Below are 15,339 nucleotides of genomic sequence, written 5' to 3'. Positions count from 1 at the left end.
TCAGGGCGGAGGACTCAGGCGGAGGCCGCGGTCAGCTCCGCCACCTCGGCGTCGGTGAGCTCCAGCTCGGCCACGGCGGTCAGCGCCGGCAGCTGCCCGACCGTACGGGCCGAAGCGATCGGCGCGACGACGGTCGGCTGTGCGGCCAGCCACACCAGGGCGACGGTCGCGACCTCGGCTCCGTGCGCCGCGGCGACCTTGTCGAGTGCGGCCAGGACCTTCGGTCCCCGCTCGGTCCCGAGGTGCTTGGCCGCACCCTCGGCCCGCACACTGTCGACGTCCACACCGGGCCGGTACTTGCCCGTGAGGAAGCCGGAGGCCAGCGAGAAGTACGGCACGGCCGCCAGACCGTGCCGGGCCGCCGCGTCCTGGAGCCCGCCCTCGTACGTGTCGCGGGAGACCAGGTTGTAGTGGGGCTGCAGGGCGACGTACCGGGCGAGCCCTTCGGCCTCGGAGAACGCCATGAAGGCGTCTAGCCGCTCGGCGCTCACATTGGACGCGGCGATGGCGCGCACCTTGCCGGCCTTCACCAGCTCGTCGAGGGTGGAGATGATCTCCTCGACCGGGACGGAGACGTCGTCGAAGTGCGTGTAGTACAGGTCGATGTAATCGGTGCGCAGCCTGCGCAGCGACTCGTCGGCCGCGGCCTTGATGTTCGCGGCCGAGAGCCCCTTGTACTCGGGGTGTGCGCCGACCTTGGTGGCTACCACCACATCGGAGCGGTTCCCCCGCGCGGCCAGCCAGTTGCCGATGACGGTCTCGGACTCGCCGCCCTCGTTGCCGGGCACCCATGACGAGTAGGTGTCCGCGGTGTCGATGAAGTTGCCGCCGACGGCGGTGTAGGCGTCGAGGACGGAGAAGGACTGCTGTTCGTCGGCGCTCCATCCGAAGACGTTGCCGCCGAGGGAGAGCGGGAAGACCTGGAGGCCGGAAGAGCCGAGTGCGCGGAGAGAAGTCATACGCTGATCAACCCTGGGGAGACGCGGCGCTATTCCGCCGGACCGGCCGTACGGGTGGCCGGGCCGGACAGGTGCCGATGCCTGCACACGACGAACCGGCAGCCCTGACGTCGGGGGGATGTCGTCAGGGCTGCCGGGGTACGGGGGGGCGGGGCCGCGCGAACCGGCGGTACGCGTCAGCCACACCTCGACGGTGCGCGCCAGGCGAGGGGGACTAACCCCTTGGAGGACGTTCAGCCCCCGGGGCCTGTTCGGTCACTCGGGGACGTTCAGCCCCTCACGGGTGGAGGCCCTTGCCCTGGAGCCAGGTCATCGGGTCGATCGGGTCGCCGCCGCCCGGGCGGACCTCCAGGTGCACATGCGGCCCCGTGACATTGCCGGTGGCGCCGACCCGGCCGATGACCTCGCCGGTGCTGACCTTCTGGCCCGCGCTGACCGAGAGCGAGGACTGGTGGCAGAACCACAGCTCCGTACCGTCGTCGAGTGTGACGACCGTGCGGTAGCCGTACGCCCCGGCCCAGCCTGCGGACTTGACCGTTCCGCTGTGCACGGCCTTGATCGGAGTGCCGGTCGGGGCGGCGAAGTCGAGGCCGGTGTGGTGGCCCGAAGACCACATCGAACCGCCGTCGTCGAACCGCGAGGTGAGGGTGTACGAGGAGACCGGGAGCGAGTAACTGGCGGCCAGCTTGGCGAGCCGCTCCTTCTCCGCCTTGGCCTTGGCCTCCGCCTCGGCCTTCTCCTTGGCCGCCTTCTCCTTGGCCGCCGCCTCGTCCTGCTTCTTCGCGGCCTCCGCCGACGCCTTCTCCGCCGCTGCCTTCTCGGCTGCCGCCTTGGCCTCGTCGTCGACCGCGCCCTGCTGCTGCTCGGCCTGCTGGAGTATCCGGGCGCGAAGGGCCTCGCCCGCGTTCGCGCTGCCCTTGGTGCCGGCCACCGCTGTGGTGAGCGCCGCGTCGGTGGCGTCCGTGCCCGTGCCACCGTGGTCCGAGGAGTGATCGCCGAGGTCGGAGATCAGCGTCCCCACGCCGGGCAGCGACTCGGCTTCCGGCAGCTTGTCCTTGACGGACTGCGGAAGGTCGGGGAGGGAGATCGCGACCGCGGGCTTGCCCTGCGCGCTGGCCATGCCGCCCGCGCCGACGGCTGCGATCACGCCAACGCCGAGCACCGTCGAACTGCGGGCGAGACCGCTGCGCTGCTTGGCCACACGGTGCTTGCCCCGGACCGGACGGAGGGAATCCTCGGTGGGATTCCACTCATCGAGCGGACCGCCGTCCTCACCGCCGAAACCGAGAGCATCGTCGTTCGGGAAGTAAAGCGTTTCGGGGGCAGGGTTGTTGGACGCCACGGAGGCGCACTCCTTTCCTTCCTTACCGCCTACCGGGTTAGCTGACGGGTTCGGAGCAGGAAGGTCTCCTACGGGCAGCCCTGACGGATAGCCCGATTCACCCCAATTGGTGGTTCCCCGGTTCCCTTGCGGGATTCGGCGCGTGCGCACGGTGTCGCCTCTTGCGACGACTGGGACAACCGCGCTGCGTTATCGAACGTTAATAGACGCGAGGGCCGGATTCCAAGCTGTTCCGACTGATCGTTAACGTCTTTGGCCTGCACTTATCGGGGCATAAGGGGGCGGATTCGGGCGACTTGATCAACCCTCAGCCGCCGCCGGGAAACATCGAGTTTCTGATAGTGCATCAAACGTTATGCGGAGGGGTGCTCTTCGACTACGGATCGTGTCGTTCGCGGTGCACGATCTCGACCGTCCTGCGCCGGTCCGGCTGCCCCTGGAGCGGACGGCCCACGGCGAGCAGCGCCATGTCGTCCGTGGAGCGCCCGCCCGTGTGCAGCCGCACGTCGTCGGTCACCGCCGTCAACAGCTCCTCGGGCCCCGGAAAGATCCGCCCGCGCAGGCGCTCCTGCGGTTCGTAGAAGGCCCCCTGCGCGTTCCTCGCCTCGGACAGCCCGTCGGTGTAGAGCAGCAGCGTGGCCCCCGGCGGGAACGCCGTCTCGTCCGCCCGGTCCGGCCAGGCCGCCAGATCGGCCAGCCCCAGCGGCAGCGCGGGGTCGGTCGGCTCGAGGACGTGGATGCCCCCGTCCGCGTACAGCAGCAGCGGCTCGGGGTGGCCCCGGTTGAGCAGCCGGATCAGCCCCTGGTCACTGCGCGGGATCTCGGCGAGCGCCGCCGTGGTGAACCCCTCGAAGGCGTCAAGCCCCTCCCGCCGCACCCCTTCACGGGTCAGCGCACGCTCCAGCCGCTGGGCGACCTGCTCGATCGTCACCTCCTGCTCGGCGGCCTCCCGGAAGGCCCCGATCACCACGGCGACGGCCTCGACCGCACCGAGCCCCTTGCCCCGTACGTCACCCACCACCAGCCGGACCCCGTACGGGGTGTCCTGCACGGCGAAGAGGTCACCGCCGATGAAGGTGCCGGCCTGCGCCGCCTCGTACCGCGCCGCGACGTGCAGCCCGGCGATCCGTTCGGAGGGCACCGGCAGCACCGCACGCTGCGCGGTCTCCGCCACCACGCGCGCCGACGCGAGCTCCTCACCGCTGACCCGGATGACGCGATTGATGATGAGGGCGACGACGGACACCGTGAGGACAGTGATCAGCTCGGTGATCGCCGCGCCCTTGGACGAGGTGTTGTTGTAGACGTGCAGCCCCGCCATGGACAGCACCGCGATGATCCCGGTGATCAGAGTGGCCCGGTACGAGAAGAACGGGGCGGCGATCACCGGCGCTGCGGCGAAGAACGGGGCAGCCGTGAACGCGGCCGGTGTCAGCTGGTCGAAGACCAGCCCGCCCACGATCAGCACGGCAGGCAGCGCCCGGACGAACCGACGCGCCCAGCCCGAGTCCTCTCGCTGCCCCACCAGTACCCTCCTGCCCGGTCCGCGGCGGACGGTACCGCACCCCACCAGGCTGGCCGCACCCGCGCCGGTGTGCGATTCGGCCTCGGCCAAGTGGGGGAAGGGCGTCAGCCCGGCAGCGCGACCACCGACCCCGTCACCACGGCGAGCACCATCGCGACGAACAGCAGACAGGCCCGCAGCGCCCGCCCCCGATCGATGCCCCGGCCCGGAACCTGGCCGGGAAACGACTGAAGGCCCAGCACATGATGTGCTGGGCCTTCGGTCTTGAGTAGCGGGGACAGGATTTGAACCTGCGACCTCTGGGTTATGAGCCCAGCGAGCTACCGAGCTGCTCCACCCCGCGTCGGTAAACCCAACTCTACGGCATGCGCGGGGGTGGTTCGAACCATTAACCGCTGCGGACAGCCAACGAGATCAAGTGACCCCAGCCACTGCTGTGCTGCCCGCCGTCCTCGGCACCGTCAATACGGCGGCGTCGCGTTCCGCCCTTGATGAAGCGCCGGAGTGACGAGGGTCAAGGGCACGCGTCGCCGTCAGTGGCTGTCAGTGGCTGTCCACGCCGTCACCGGGAACGGCGTTCTGGGCCGTGGTGTGCCAGTTGGTGACGATCGGCTTGTCGACGGTGATGCTGCCGGTGTGCAGGCTGACCGGGTCGGTCCGGTCGTCCTCGCTCACCGAGGTGATGATCTCGTTCAGTTCCTTGCCGCCATTGGTGTTGGTGGTCTTGGGGTTCACCCCGGCGTAGGCGGTGGTGGCGCCGCTCAGTTCCACTTCTTCGCCGACGGCCTGCTCGGCCGGCCCCGCCTGGGTGCCGTCGGACCCGAACGCCACCATCGGAAGCGCAGCCGGGAGGGAGCAGGTGATACCCGGCTTGGCCTTCACCGAGATGAGGATGTAGCCACCGGCCTGGGTCTCGGAACTGGCGTTCCACGTGAGGTCGTTGGCGCCACAGACCTGCCCGTAACGGCCGGTGTGACCGTTCCCGTTGCCGCCGCTGCCCGACGCGCTGGTGCCATTTCCTGCCGCGCTGCTGCCCGTCGGACTCCCGCTCTCCGACCTTGCCGAGGTGTCGGCCCCGGAGCCCACGGCCTTGCCGCCCCCGCCGCCCTCGGCTTCCTGCCCCTTGTCCGCAGACTGCGCCGCGCTGCGCGAGGACGAAGTGCCAGCGGAGCCGGGCCCGCCCTCGCAGGCGCTCAGCGACAGGACGGCGGCCACCGCCATGGCGGCCAGGGTGGTCGTGCGGATGAGGTTCTTGCGCATGGGTGGACTCCCCCGTAGAGATTCGGACCGCTTACGCCGGACACGGCGCCGGACCGGCGCCTGCTGGCAACAACGAGCTTCGTGGCGGGCCGGCCGCACCCGCAATGCTCTACGGAAAGGCAGGGACACTGGAACGGCGGAACAGCCCCTGAGCTGCGAGAACTCCCCACCGCTGGAACGGTGTCCCGGAACAGGGAGACGGACAGGAATGCTGAGCAGCACGCCACGAACGGCCCGAACGAAGAAGATCGAGGGCGGTGAGTTCGGTGAGTTCGGTGAGGCCGATCGCGGTCGAACCAGGGGCGGTGATGAGGGACGCGAGGGATCGAGGGCGGGTCAGGGCAGGCGCGAGTCTCCTGGCGAGGGCGCGTCACCGCTCACGCATCACTCAGGCCTGGCCCCGGAAAACGCGGGAGCGCCCCGACCGGATCACTCCGGTCGGGGCGCTCCCCAGCAGGTCAGAAGGGGTTTGGCCCTCCCGCGCTTCGTAGACCGTGTGGGACTCGAACCCACAACCAATGGATTAAAAGTCCCGGCGGTCTCCTGTCAGGGCGGTCCGGACGGTGCTCGGCTGTCGGGACTTGCCCGGTCAGAGACGTACGCTCTGCCGCTTGATCCGGTTGATGACGTCCTTTGCCGCGCCGTCCGCTCACGCATCGCTCACGCATGAGGCTCCGCCGGACGAGCGCCGAAACCACGGGAGCACTCGGTCGGGCCGACCGCCCTGGGATGAGTCGGGGCCTCTGCCGGGGAGGAGCGGCTACGAGCGTCAGCGCTGAGCCTTGGGTGGGGAGGTCGGACGGAGGCCGTTGCCGTCACCTGGGCGACCCCGAAGTCACACCTCCCGTGGTGTGCGCCCAAGTAGAGGTTGGATGCCGTCTCGCGGGATGAGTCCGTGCAAGTGGCCGGCACCAGAATGAGGCTTCGCTCCCTACTTGACGAGCGCCGCCGCGTTCTCCAAGAGCGCCAGGAGAACGAAGGGAGGCTCCCCGTCGGCCGTCCTCGCCGCTTCCCTGTACGTCGCGGCATTCTTCGCGGGAAAGCCCTCACCGGAGTCGATCAACTCCCTGACCCTCCTTCCCCAAGCAGGCCACGACTCAGCGAGGAGCGCCTCCAAGTGATCCTCGAACACCGCGTGCCCTGCAGCGGACTCCGTCGTCGGCCATGGCACGCGCGAAGACGCTCCGAGATACCCCAGAAGGTTCGCGTTCTCGCCCGCATCCCGCCTGTACTCGTCCTCGATGGCCCGCTCCTTCTTCGCCCTCTCCTCCCCCACGATGCTCGGCTGAATGTTCCCCAGACTGCGCTCGCGCTTGCCCGCGTCACCGTCGAAGACGGCGTAACAAGAGACACCCATCGCGTTGAGGATGGCGTGACAGAGTGCGATGTTGCCCTTCCCGCCCGCATTGATCACGCTGATCCCCTGGGCACCCCAGTTCCGCCGCTCCCGCTCCGAGCAGCCGAGAATGACCGCACGGTCGGTGACGCCTTCGACGAGCACAACGGCTCGGGCGAAGAACCCTTCCGCTAGGTTCTCGGCACACAGGATGCCCACCTTGCGCCGGACGGCACCCTCGCTCACCAGTTCCTCCGGCAGCACCTGGATGAGCTCGGGCTCAGACACCTGCCAGACCTTGGTGACGGGGTGTTCCTCGGCGCCGTCGCAGCTGAGCCGCCGGATCTCGTGGTAACTGCGCGGCTCGATGAAGACCGGGTTGTGCGTCGCGTACATCACCTGCGTGAGCCCGGCCGGGGACTCGTCCACGAGGGCGCGCAACACCTCGGCAAAAGTCCTGGCCTGCGGAGGATGCTGATAGAGCTCCGGCTCCTCGATCGCCAGACAGAGCGTGCGCGTCCCGCCCTCCGGGCGCCTCTGCAAGGCGAGGTATTTGAGCGCCGCGATGATCAGTGCCCGCTGGAAGCCGTGTCCCTGCCGGTGGACGGAGGTCTGGGCGGCACCGTCCCTGACGGTGATCTGAAACCCCGTCCGCGCGGCCCTCTGCGGCTGCACCGTGGGCGTGACGACGATGTCCCGGCCGGTGGTGAACTCCGCGAGCCCCCGTGAGAGCGCGGCCGAAAGCCTCCCGAGCGGCTCGCCGTACTCGGCTGCCTGCGCCTCCTGCCGTGCCTGGTGCGCGGACTCGTCGATGTCGGCGAGCCTCTTGTTGACCGCGGTGCGGTCCACGGAGTGTTCCAGGATCCGGCCGAGCGCCGTTGCCTTGCTGTCGTCGGCCTCTTCGTAGGCGCGGAGGTCAGCAGAGACAAAGACGAAGTCGATCAGCTCTGCCAACTTGCTCTGCCCGGCGAACCCGAAGAAGTGCGTCGCCTCGACCTCAGTCTCCGTGAGCCGGTCGCGGTGCAGGGACTCCCAAGCGGTCATGGCTGCTTCGGCAGCGGCCTTGCTACCGGCGGGCGAGAGCCCGAGGGAGGGATCGGACTCCCGGAGCTCCTTGTACGCGTTCCGCAACTCCGTGGCAGTGGTGTGCAGCCGGACCCGCTCGAAGGGCCCGTACGCGAATGCCTTGCCAGTGATCTTGTCGTCGCCGTCCTCCCAGGTACGCCAGATGCTCACGGTCTCCGCACCCTCGGGCGCGTACCGCCCGAGGGCGGCGCGGTCGGCGTCGGTCAGTCCGTCGAATTCCACCTCGACGATGATCCGTCCGCCCTCCTCGACTGCGGAGTGGACGTCCTCCGTGCTGAGTCCGGTCTCCTTTTCCCCATTGAAGAACCAGTCGAGGCCCCGAAGAACGGTGGACTTGCCTGCGCCGGTGGGCCCGACGAAGCAGGTGATCGCGTCGAAGGCAATGTCCACCTTGTGCAGACAACGGAAGTTCTCGATGCGAACGCGTTTGATCTTCAAAGGAATTGTCCTGGGAACGTGAGGATGGCGCCGGGACGGTGGTGTGCCCGGTGGGATAGATGTGATGTTAGCGGCATATGTGATTGGAGATCAGTTTGTTTTTGCGACAGGGGCGTTGATGGACAACGGCGCGATCGTCGCCAGTTTGAGATGGGTACCAGGAATCGTTCCTGACAGCGCTGACAGCGCTGACAGCGCTGACAGCGCTGACAGCGGGAAACGGCCCAGTACTGCGCTCAGTTCCTGTGGCATGCAAGATCAGCTAACGGAAGTGCATGCCGTAGGGGCATGCCGGGTCAGAATGGACCAAAATGGATTATCGATCCCAAAAAGTAGCGACTGGCGCAATAGCGCGGTGCGAGCCGCTGTAGTGGCGCGTGCTGGCACGCTTGACCAGCTCACCAAAGTGGTTTACCGCGAGCCAGCCAGAGCATGTGGAAGACCAGAGACATTAGGGATGCCTCGCACTTCCACGTAGGTGGGGGCACGGTAGCGTCGCCGGGAGAACCCAGCAGGGAAGGGAAGATCACCGGATGCCGCACGGGACCGATGGCGCCGAAATTCACGGCCTGATCCTCGACTTCGCCGGAGTCCTTACCGCCAACCCCGGCCCCGTACATCGCGCCTGGTGCACCTCGGAGGGGCTGGCCCAGGGGGCGTGGCGCAGCACCCTCAACGATCACCCCGAAGGGCGGCGCCTCTACACCGCGCTGGAGATTGGCGAGATAGGGCAGGCCCAGTGGAACGAGGGCACGGCCGCTCTCCTCGGGAAGCACGTGGATCCGGTGAACCTGATGGGGCGGGCCTGGGCAGGGGTTCCTGTAGCTCGCCGGATGGTCGCACTCGCCCGAGCCGCGCGTTCCGCCGGTCACCGGCTGGCCCTGCTGTCAAACAGCTTCGGCCTCGACCCGTTCAACCCGTACGAACACGTCGGTATCTGGGACCTGTTCGACGTGCACGTCGTATCCGAGCTGGTCGGAATGGCAAAGCCTGATCCTGCGATCTACCGTCTCACCCTGGATCGGATCGGGTTGCCCGCAGAGCGGTGCGTCTTCGTGGACGATCACGCGGTGAACCTTCCGCCGGCGGCCGATTTGGGCGTCACAACCGTCCACGTCACAGACGAGGACGCGGCCGTAGCTGAGCTGGAGGAGCTCCTCGACGTCACGGCGGTTCTCGCCGCGTGAGCCCAACAGCATAGTGATTCAGAGGCTGTTGGCGCACTGCTCCAGCCAGTACTGTCCGTGTAGAGACCATCACGCGGAGGTTCTGGATCATGCAGTGGTCGGAATACACCACCTCTGAGCGCATGAAGGCGCTCCGCGGTGGCATGACGCAGGAGCAGTTGGCAGAAGCCGCCGCTGTTTCCGTCGGCGTGGTCCGCAAGCTCGAACGCGGTGGGACCGCTTCCCTCCCGTCCCTGCTCTCGATCGCCGACGCACTCGGCACGGACATCGCCGTGCTCCTCGGCCAGCAGGCGCCACGGCGGTCCATGGACCGCGACGAGCGGGCCGCCTTGCGCCTGGTCTCCGCAGCCACCCATGACGCCGCTATTGGCATCCCCGCCGATGTCGAGCCCGGCACCGCCGAAGAACTCCGTGCCGTCGTCCGCCGTGCGGACGCCGCTTACTGGGCAGGCCGGTACACCGAACTCGGCACCCTCCTGGGGCAACTTCTCCCCGAGGCGCGAGCCAGGTTCGACGTGACCGGCCCCGCCGAGCGGGAGGCCGCCGCCGGCATCCTGATCGACACCTTCCAGACCGCGGGCATGGCCGCCAACGTGCTCGGTTCCCGCGATCTCGCGTACGCGGCACTTACGTACGGCCGCCAGATCGCCGTGCAAGCCGGTGACGATCTGCGTGACGCCCACCTCGCAGCCACAACTGCGTGGGTCAACCTTAGAGACGGCCGTACGAAGCAAGGGTTCCTCCTCGCCGCAGCCCAGGCCGACCGGATCGAGCCCAAGATGAGCGAGCACGATCCGGACCGGCTGAGCGTGTACGGGCAGCTCGTCACCAACGCTGCCGTCGCCGCGTCCCGAGGCGGTGCCGGTGCGGACAGTGCCCGCGAGTACCTCTCCCAGGCTCATGCCGTCGCCGCCCGCATCGGTAAGGAATGTGCCCGTGGCTTCCACGCCCAGCCGTACGGGCCGATGTACGCCGCTACGCAGGCCATGAGCATCGCCGTGGCGCTCGGCGACACCGCAGGAGCGCTGCGGCTGATGGACACCGTTCGCCTGGACGACAACGTCCCCCTGGCCACCCGGGCACGCTACGGCCTGGACGTCGCCCTCACCCAGGTTGAATCCCGGCGCTGGGACGCCGCCGCCGACACCCTCCAGGCCGTCTGCACGATGGCCCCGGGGTGGGTGCGCCACCAGATGCTCCCCGGCGTCATCATCAGTCGGCTCGCCGGGGTGTCCGTCCACCGGCTGAGGGGGCTCGCCGACTCGGCAGGTGTTCCTCTCGGCGTGCGCTGACCTCCGTCGGCACTGCAACGCTCCATGGTGGTCGTAGGGCTGCCATCGGCCGGACTGATACGGGTCGTTACACCTGACCGAGCGGGCTTTCCTCCGCTGCCACGGGACGTGGCACAGCAACAAGGTACGGAGTGCCGTCGACGTCACGGGCCGTGCCTGGGCTCATGCGGGCCAGCACAGCAGCCTTGTGGGCATGCCGATCAATCCACCCGGTGGTCTGGGAAACGTCCCCGTCGCCATCTACGCCTGCGCCCCCACCTCCAGCGCCACCCATGAGGGAGAAGAGCGAGGTCGCTACTACGCCGGCGCTCGCCTCTGGCACGTGGCAGGCGTCTGGTCCGACTTCGATCCGGCGCTTCCGCTCGCGGAACGGCCCGGCTGGCAGGCCGTCACGTCCGCCCTCTCCGCCGGGATGATCAGGGGCGTCATCGTCAGCACCCTGAACCACGTCGCCATCGATGAAGCCCAGTTCGCCGGCCTCGGTGCCCTCATCCGTGAGCGAGGCGGGTTCCTGGTGGATGCCTCGGGCGCCTCGCCCGCCCGTCGTACCCCCGGCCAGAGCGGGCGACGGCGCGACATCGCGGACGCGGCCTCCGGATGGTCTCCGCGGAGCGATGCGCCCGAGGAGGGCACCGCGTGACTGTGGAGCGGGCCTGGGTCGGCGATCTCGTCAGGGACGGAAGCGGACGCCGAGCGATCGTCACCGACGTGCGAGCCGGCGGCACCGTGTGGGTATTGCGACCGCCGACCGGCGGCGGCCCTCACTGGGAGACCGACGGCCCCAACACCCTCGAAGTCCTCGCCCGTGCAAGAACCCGGGACAGTCCGTAAGCCCCCACGCACCCGGTGCCCTTCGACAGCTGTCGACCTGTTCCTCATGCCCGTGCACCACGCCCGAAAGGCGAAGCGCCCATGTACGCGTTCGGCCTGTGCATCGACCAGCAATATCTTGTCCCCGGCCTCGCCGCCCTCGGTGGCCTGGCCGACAGTCTCACTCCTACCGCCCGCCGCAGCGCGGCCGTGCGGGTCCTCACTCTCGACCTCACCCGGGCACAGTCCCTGCTCCTCTCCGACTTCGCCAAGCGAAGGGGCTTCGGCTCCTTCGACATCCGTCGCTGCTCACCACTGCGGACCTCACGGATGGCCGACGCCTCCTACATCACCGTCACCACCTATCTGCGCTTCGAGTTCACCCTGGCCTTCGTCCGCCGGCCTTACCTGATCTACGTGGACGCGGACGTTCTCGTACGGGGAGACCTCACCGGCCCGCTGGGCTCCCTCGGGCCGGACGAGACCGGTGCCGTACGCGACGAGTTCAACCCGGCCGTGGGTGAGTGCCCTGCGCTGCCCGGAGCAGCTGAACGCTGGCCCCATCTGCGCGGACGCCCTTACTTCAACGCGGGCGTGCTCTGGACCTACACCGACCGGATGCCCCGCATTCGCCGAGGCGTCGAGCACGCCCTGACCCACGCCCGGCGGCACATCCTCCACAACGACCAGGACGCTCTGAACCTGTGGCTCCTGCGAGCCGGCCGAGTGCGACCGGTGCCCGGCGGATTCAACCGGTTCGAAGTCGGCCGGTTCCTCGAACGTGGGAACTGGGTGCGCCGGGTCGTCACGCGGTCGCCGAAGCCCGATCCGGCCGCCGCCCTCGTGCACTTCGTCGGGCCCCTGAAGCCGTGGCAGGCCGACTGCCCCGTCACGGAGGATGTCGTCGAGTACCGCCGACACCTGGCGGGTGCCATGAGGCAGGTCCGCCGACTGGGCGCTGTCGGCATGGAACCTGCGGGTGTGCGGTGATCGGGGCGGTCCCGGCCGTCGTCGCGCGCGCTGCCCTCGCCCTGGCCGGTGTTCCGGCCCACGCCGCATGCCGCCTGTCCGCCCGCTCGCGCACGGCCGTGTACCGGGTGGGCCTGGCGGACGGGAGGAGCGTGGTGATCAAGCTGTACGCGGCCACCGCCCGCCGGAACGCGACCACGGAGAGCGCTGCGATCCGAGCGGTGTCCGGCCACGTACCCGTACCGGCTGTCAACGGATACGGGCACGTCCCCGGTCACGAGGCGACCGCCCTCATCACCTCCGATCTCGGTCCGCTGACACTCGGCAGCGCCATGCGCTGCGGCCGGGTTTCCGACGAGCGGGCCCTGAAGGACCTGGCCGGTCTGCTCGGGCGCCTGCACCGAGCACCCGTCCAGCCGTGGGCGTCACGTCGGCCGTTCTACGAGCAGGTCGCCTCGCTCGGACGTCGTTGCCCGCCCAGCAGCCTGGATCGCCTCGGGCCCGCCCTGGCCGCTATCGCCGATGCCTCAGACTCGGCGCTCGTGTGGTGCCACGGTGACCTGCACGGTGACAACGTCGTGCTCGCCGGCCCCCGCGCTGTCCGCCACCTGGTCGACTTCACCGATGCCGCAGTCGGTCCCCGCGAGTCCGACATCGCCCAGACCCTGGTCATGATGGATGCCCTGTCGCCGCTCCGGGTCCGCACGGTCACCCATGCCTACCCTCTCGCCCTCGACCAGCACTTGCTGGCCGCATGGGCCGTCTTCCACACCATGCGCTGCTGGGCGCACTCATCCCCGGGTGACGACGGCGTCCTGTGGGAACGCCGCCTGGACGACCTGAACCGACGCGCCCCGCACCTCTTCCGCACCCGCCGCCCGGAAAGGACGCGCCGATGACCACCCCTGCTCTGTCGGTAGTGATCCCTGCCTACAACGAAGCCGCCTACTTACCCCGTTACCTGCCCTCCGTCCTCGCATCTCTCATCCGCTGGGAGGAGGCCACCGGTCACAAGGGAGAGGTGATCCTCGTCGACAACGCCAGCACCGACGCCACCGCCGACATGGCAGCCTCCTTCGGCGTCCGCGTCGTGACCGAGGACGTCCGCAACATCGGCCGGGTCCGCAACACCGGAGCGACCGCAGCCCGCGGCGATCGGCTGTTCTTCACCGACGCCGACGTGGCACTTCCTCTGGAGGCGGTCACCGCAGCCGCTGCGGCCATGGACGCCGGAGCCGTCGGCGGCGCCATCCCTCCGCTCTACACGCCCGAACGCCTTGGCGCCCGCCTGCTGTGCGCCTACTGGGACCACTACCGCACCCGGCGCGGGGGCGCCCAGGGCGTCAACCAGTTCTGCACAGCCGACGCCTTCCACCGCCTCGGCGGATACCGGGACGACCTGTTCATGAGCGAGGACGTGGAGTTCTTCGCCCGTCTCGTCTCCCACGGACAGGTCACCGGCAGACCCGTGACGATCCTCGACGAACTGCGGGTACGCCCGTCGACGCGCCGCTACGACCAGTGGTCGAGCCTGCGGATGCTCTGGTGGCAGAACCCGTTGACCGCCCGTCTGCGTCTGCGGTCGCCCCGTAGATGGCGCCACTGGTACGAGACCACCGTGCGATGACGAAGGAGCCCCCCCTGTGCGCTCGCCCCTGCCCGTACCGGACGGACACGGCATCTACACCTTCCCCGACGACCTCCACCGCGCTCATCAGGAGTGGACCCGGCACCTCGCCGACCGCCACCATGCCCACGACCGCCGTGTCCTTCAGATGGCCGCGCCCCACGCCCGGGTCCCGTACTTCATCGAGCCCCGCACCCCCGTCGGCCGTCCGGTCCTCGTCATCGAACCGCACCACGACGACTTCACCCTGTCCGCCTCCGGTACCTTCCTCGCCCACCCCCGACCGCTCACCGTCGCGACCGTCTTCACCCGATCCCGCAGCGTCCACCCCGCCCTGGAGACCACGTACGCCGACACCAGAACGGTTTCCGAACTACGCGCCCGTGAAGGAGCCGCCGCGCTCGCGCCGTTCGCCGCCCGTCGGCACCTCCTCGGTCACAAGGACGCCGATCCTCCATACCGGCCCTACGCCCCCGAGAGCATCGACCGAATCACCGAAGAGCTCCGCCGGATCGTCGCCTCCCACCCCGGCGCCGAGCTCCTCGCGCCCGCCGCCGTCACCCGCCACCCCGACCACCTCCTCGTTCACGCGGCAGCCGTCCGTCTCGGGTGCCGCTGGTTCTGGGAAGACCTCGCCTTCTGGTCCACGTACGCTCTCGCCGGCTGCGACCAGCACCTCTTCCGTACGCGCACGGGGGCGACGATGCGGCCCGAGCTGGTCGACATCACCGACGTCGTCCTGGACAAGGTCACCGTCCTGCGGATGCATGCCTCCCAGATGTATCCGGCCCGGAAGATGTACCGGCCGATCAGGCATGCGTTCACCACGGCCGCCGACCTCGTCGGCCCGCCCGGTCTCTACGCCGAACGCTTCTACCGAACGGAGCCGACGTGCTGATCGTCGCCCTGGAGGGGCCCTCCTATGCCGGCAAGTCCACGGCGATACGCCACTTCCGCCAAACCGCCCTCGGAACCCAGGCGTTCGTCTCCGAGTGCTACGTCAGACACATCGCCCACCACGACGACATTCCCCCGGCCCGCTCCGGGTCCGCAGCTGCCCAACTCGCCGCCTTCGAGAAGTTCATGGAGATCGAGGCCGCCAGGGTCGCCCAGGCCACCGCGAGCGGCAGGCCCCTGGTGATCCTCGACCGTTCCGTGGACACCCTGCTCGCCCACGCGTACGCCCTGGACGCCCTGTTCGGGTACGGCGTCCACCACCAGCTTCACCACCGGCTCCAGGCGCTCCCGTTCCTGCGCCCCGATCACACCCTTTACCTCGACGTTCAGGCCGAATCCCTCCACCTGCGGCGCATGGCCGCAGGCCACGCCGCTGCCGGATCTGACTACTTCCTCCACGAACCCGGTTTCCTCGGCCATGCCCACGACTACTTCGTGCACTCGGCCCGGCAGCCCGTGACACGAGAACTCACCGTCCTGGCCGCAGAAGCCGGACCGGACGAGATCGCCCAGGCCGTGGAAGCCCTCATCTCCTTCTGGGCCAGGTGATC

The 15,339-nt window shown here is 69.0% G+C and carries 14 protein-coding genes, 1 tRNA gene and 1 riboswitch; of the genes, 8 read left to right on the top strand and 7 right to left on the bottom strand.

Annotated features, from left to right (window positions below):
• Positions 1-14: 14 nt before the first annotated feature.
• From OG285_RS18325 to OG285_RS18295, 7 genes are all read right to left on the bottom strand, one after another.
• Positions 15-959, bottom strand: a complete 945-nt coding sequence (locus OG285_RS18325) for an aldo/keto reductase (RefSeq protein WP_371791580.1) — start codon at positions 957-959, stop codon at positions 15-17.
• 277 nt (positions 960-1,236) lie between these two features.
• Positions 1,237-2,301, bottom strand: a complete 1,065-nt coding sequence (locus OG285_RS18320) for a M23 family metallopeptidase (protein ID WP_356834871.1) — start codon at positions 2,299-2,301, stop codon at positions 1,237-1,239.
• A gap of 11 nt (positions 2,302-2,312) precedes the next feature.
• A riboswitch (cyclic di-AMP (ydaO/yuaA leader) is annotated at positions 2,313-2,452 on the bottom strand.
• A 225-nt stretch (positions 2,453-2,677) separates the two neighbouring features.
• On the bottom strand, positions 2,678-3,826 hold the full coding sequence (locus tag OG285_RS18315) for a PP2C family protein-serine/threonine phosphatase (RefSeq protein ID WP_371791579.1): 1,149 nt from the start codon (positions 3,824-3,826) through the stop codon (positions 2,678-2,680).
• A 104-nt stretch (positions 3,827-3,930) separates the two neighbouring features.
• A complete protein-coding gene (locus tag OG285_RS18310; protein WP_371791578.1) occupies positions 3,931-4,068 on the bottom strand; it encodes a hypothetical protein in 138 nt (45 codons plus the stop codon).
• A gap of 27 nt (positions 4,069-4,095) precedes the next feature.
• Positions 4,096-4,169, bottom strand: a tRNA-Met gene (locus tag OG285_RS18305).
• Positions 4,170-4,369: 200 nt separating this feature from the next.
• The gene (locus OG285_RS18300; RefSeq protein ID WP_371791577.1) at positions 4,370-5,086 is read right to left on the bottom strand and encodes a DUF4232 domain-containing protein; all 717 of its coding nucleotides are present in this window, start codon (positions 5,084-5,086) and stop codon (positions 4,370-4,372) included.
• Between the two features lie 931 nt (positions 5,087-6,017).
• Positions 6,018-7,946, bottom strand: coding sequence for an ATP-dependent endonuclease (locus tag OG285_RS18295; RefSeq protein ID WP_371791576.1), 1,929 nt, complete (start codon positions 7,944-7,946; stop codon positions 6,018-6,020).
• Positions 7,947-8,479: 533 nt separating this feature from the next.
• Between OG285_RS18295 and OG285_RS18290 the strand changes: the two genes are divergently transcribed.
• From OG285_RS18290 to OG285_RS18255, 8 genes are all read left to right on the top strand, one after another.
• Positions 8,480-9,133 (top strand): HAD-IA family hydrolase, encoded by a 654-nt coding sequence (locus OG285_RS18290; RefSeq protein ID WP_371791575.1) that lies wholly within the window; start codon positions 8,480-8,482, stop codon positions 9,131-9,133.
• Between the two features lie 89 nt (positions 9,134-9,222).
• Entirely contained in the window at positions 9,223-10,425 is a 1,203-nt protein-coding gene (locus OG285_RS18285) for a helix-turn-helix domain-containing protein (protein ID WP_371791574.1), read from the top strand.
• A 193-nt stretch (positions 10,426-10,618) separates the two neighbouring features.
• On the top strand, positions 10,619-11,065 hold the full coding sequence (locus OG285_RS18280) for a hypothetical protein (protein WP_371791573.1): 447 nt from the start codon (positions 10,619-10,621) through the stop codon (positions 11,063-11,065).
• Positions 11,066-11,337: 272 nt separating this feature from the next.
• Positions 11,338-12,225: a glycosyltransferase gene (locus OG285_RS18275; RefSeq protein WP_371791572.1), complete on the top strand. Its 888-nt coding sequence runs from the start codon at positions 11,338-11,340 to the stop codon at positions 12,223-12,225.
• On the top strand, positions 12,222-13,103 hold the full coding sequence (locus OG285_RS18270; RefSeq protein WP_371791571.1) for a phosphotransferase: 882 nt from the start codon (positions 12,222-12,224) through the stop codon (positions 13,101-13,103). The genes OG285_RS18275 and OG285_RS18270 overlap by 4 nt, the downstream gene beginning before the upstream one ends.
• Complete coding sequence (locus OG285_RS18265; RefSeq protein WP_371791570.1) at positions 13,100-13,831, top strand: glycosyltransferase; 732 nt, start codon at positions 13,100-13,102, stop codon at positions 13,829-13,831. The genes OG285_RS18270 and OG285_RS18265 overlap by 4 nt, the downstream gene beginning before the upstream one ends.
• A 16-nt stretch (positions 13,832-13,847) precedes the next feature.
• Entirely contained in the window at positions 13,848-14,729 is an 882-nt protein-coding gene (locus OG285_RS18260; protein WP_371791569.1) for a PIG-L deacetylase family protein, read from the top strand.
• Positions 14,723-15,337: a hypothetical protein gene (locus OG285_RS18255; RefSeq protein WP_371791568.1), complete on the top strand. Its 615-nt coding sequence runs from the start codon at positions 14,723-14,725 to the stop codon at positions 15,335-15,337. Before OG285_RS18260 ends, OG285_RS18255 begins: the two co-directional genes overlap by 7 nt.
• Positions 15,338-15,339: the final 2 nt, after the last annotated feature.

Source organism: Streptomyces sp. NBC_01471 (assembly GCF_041438865.1).
Taxonomy (GTDB): Bacteria; Actinomycetota; Actinomycetes; order Streptomycetales; family Streptomycetaceae; genus Streptomyces.
The sequence above is the reverse complement of the archived record's forward strand: the minus strand, read 5'-3'. Positions and strand labels throughout refer to the sequence as shown.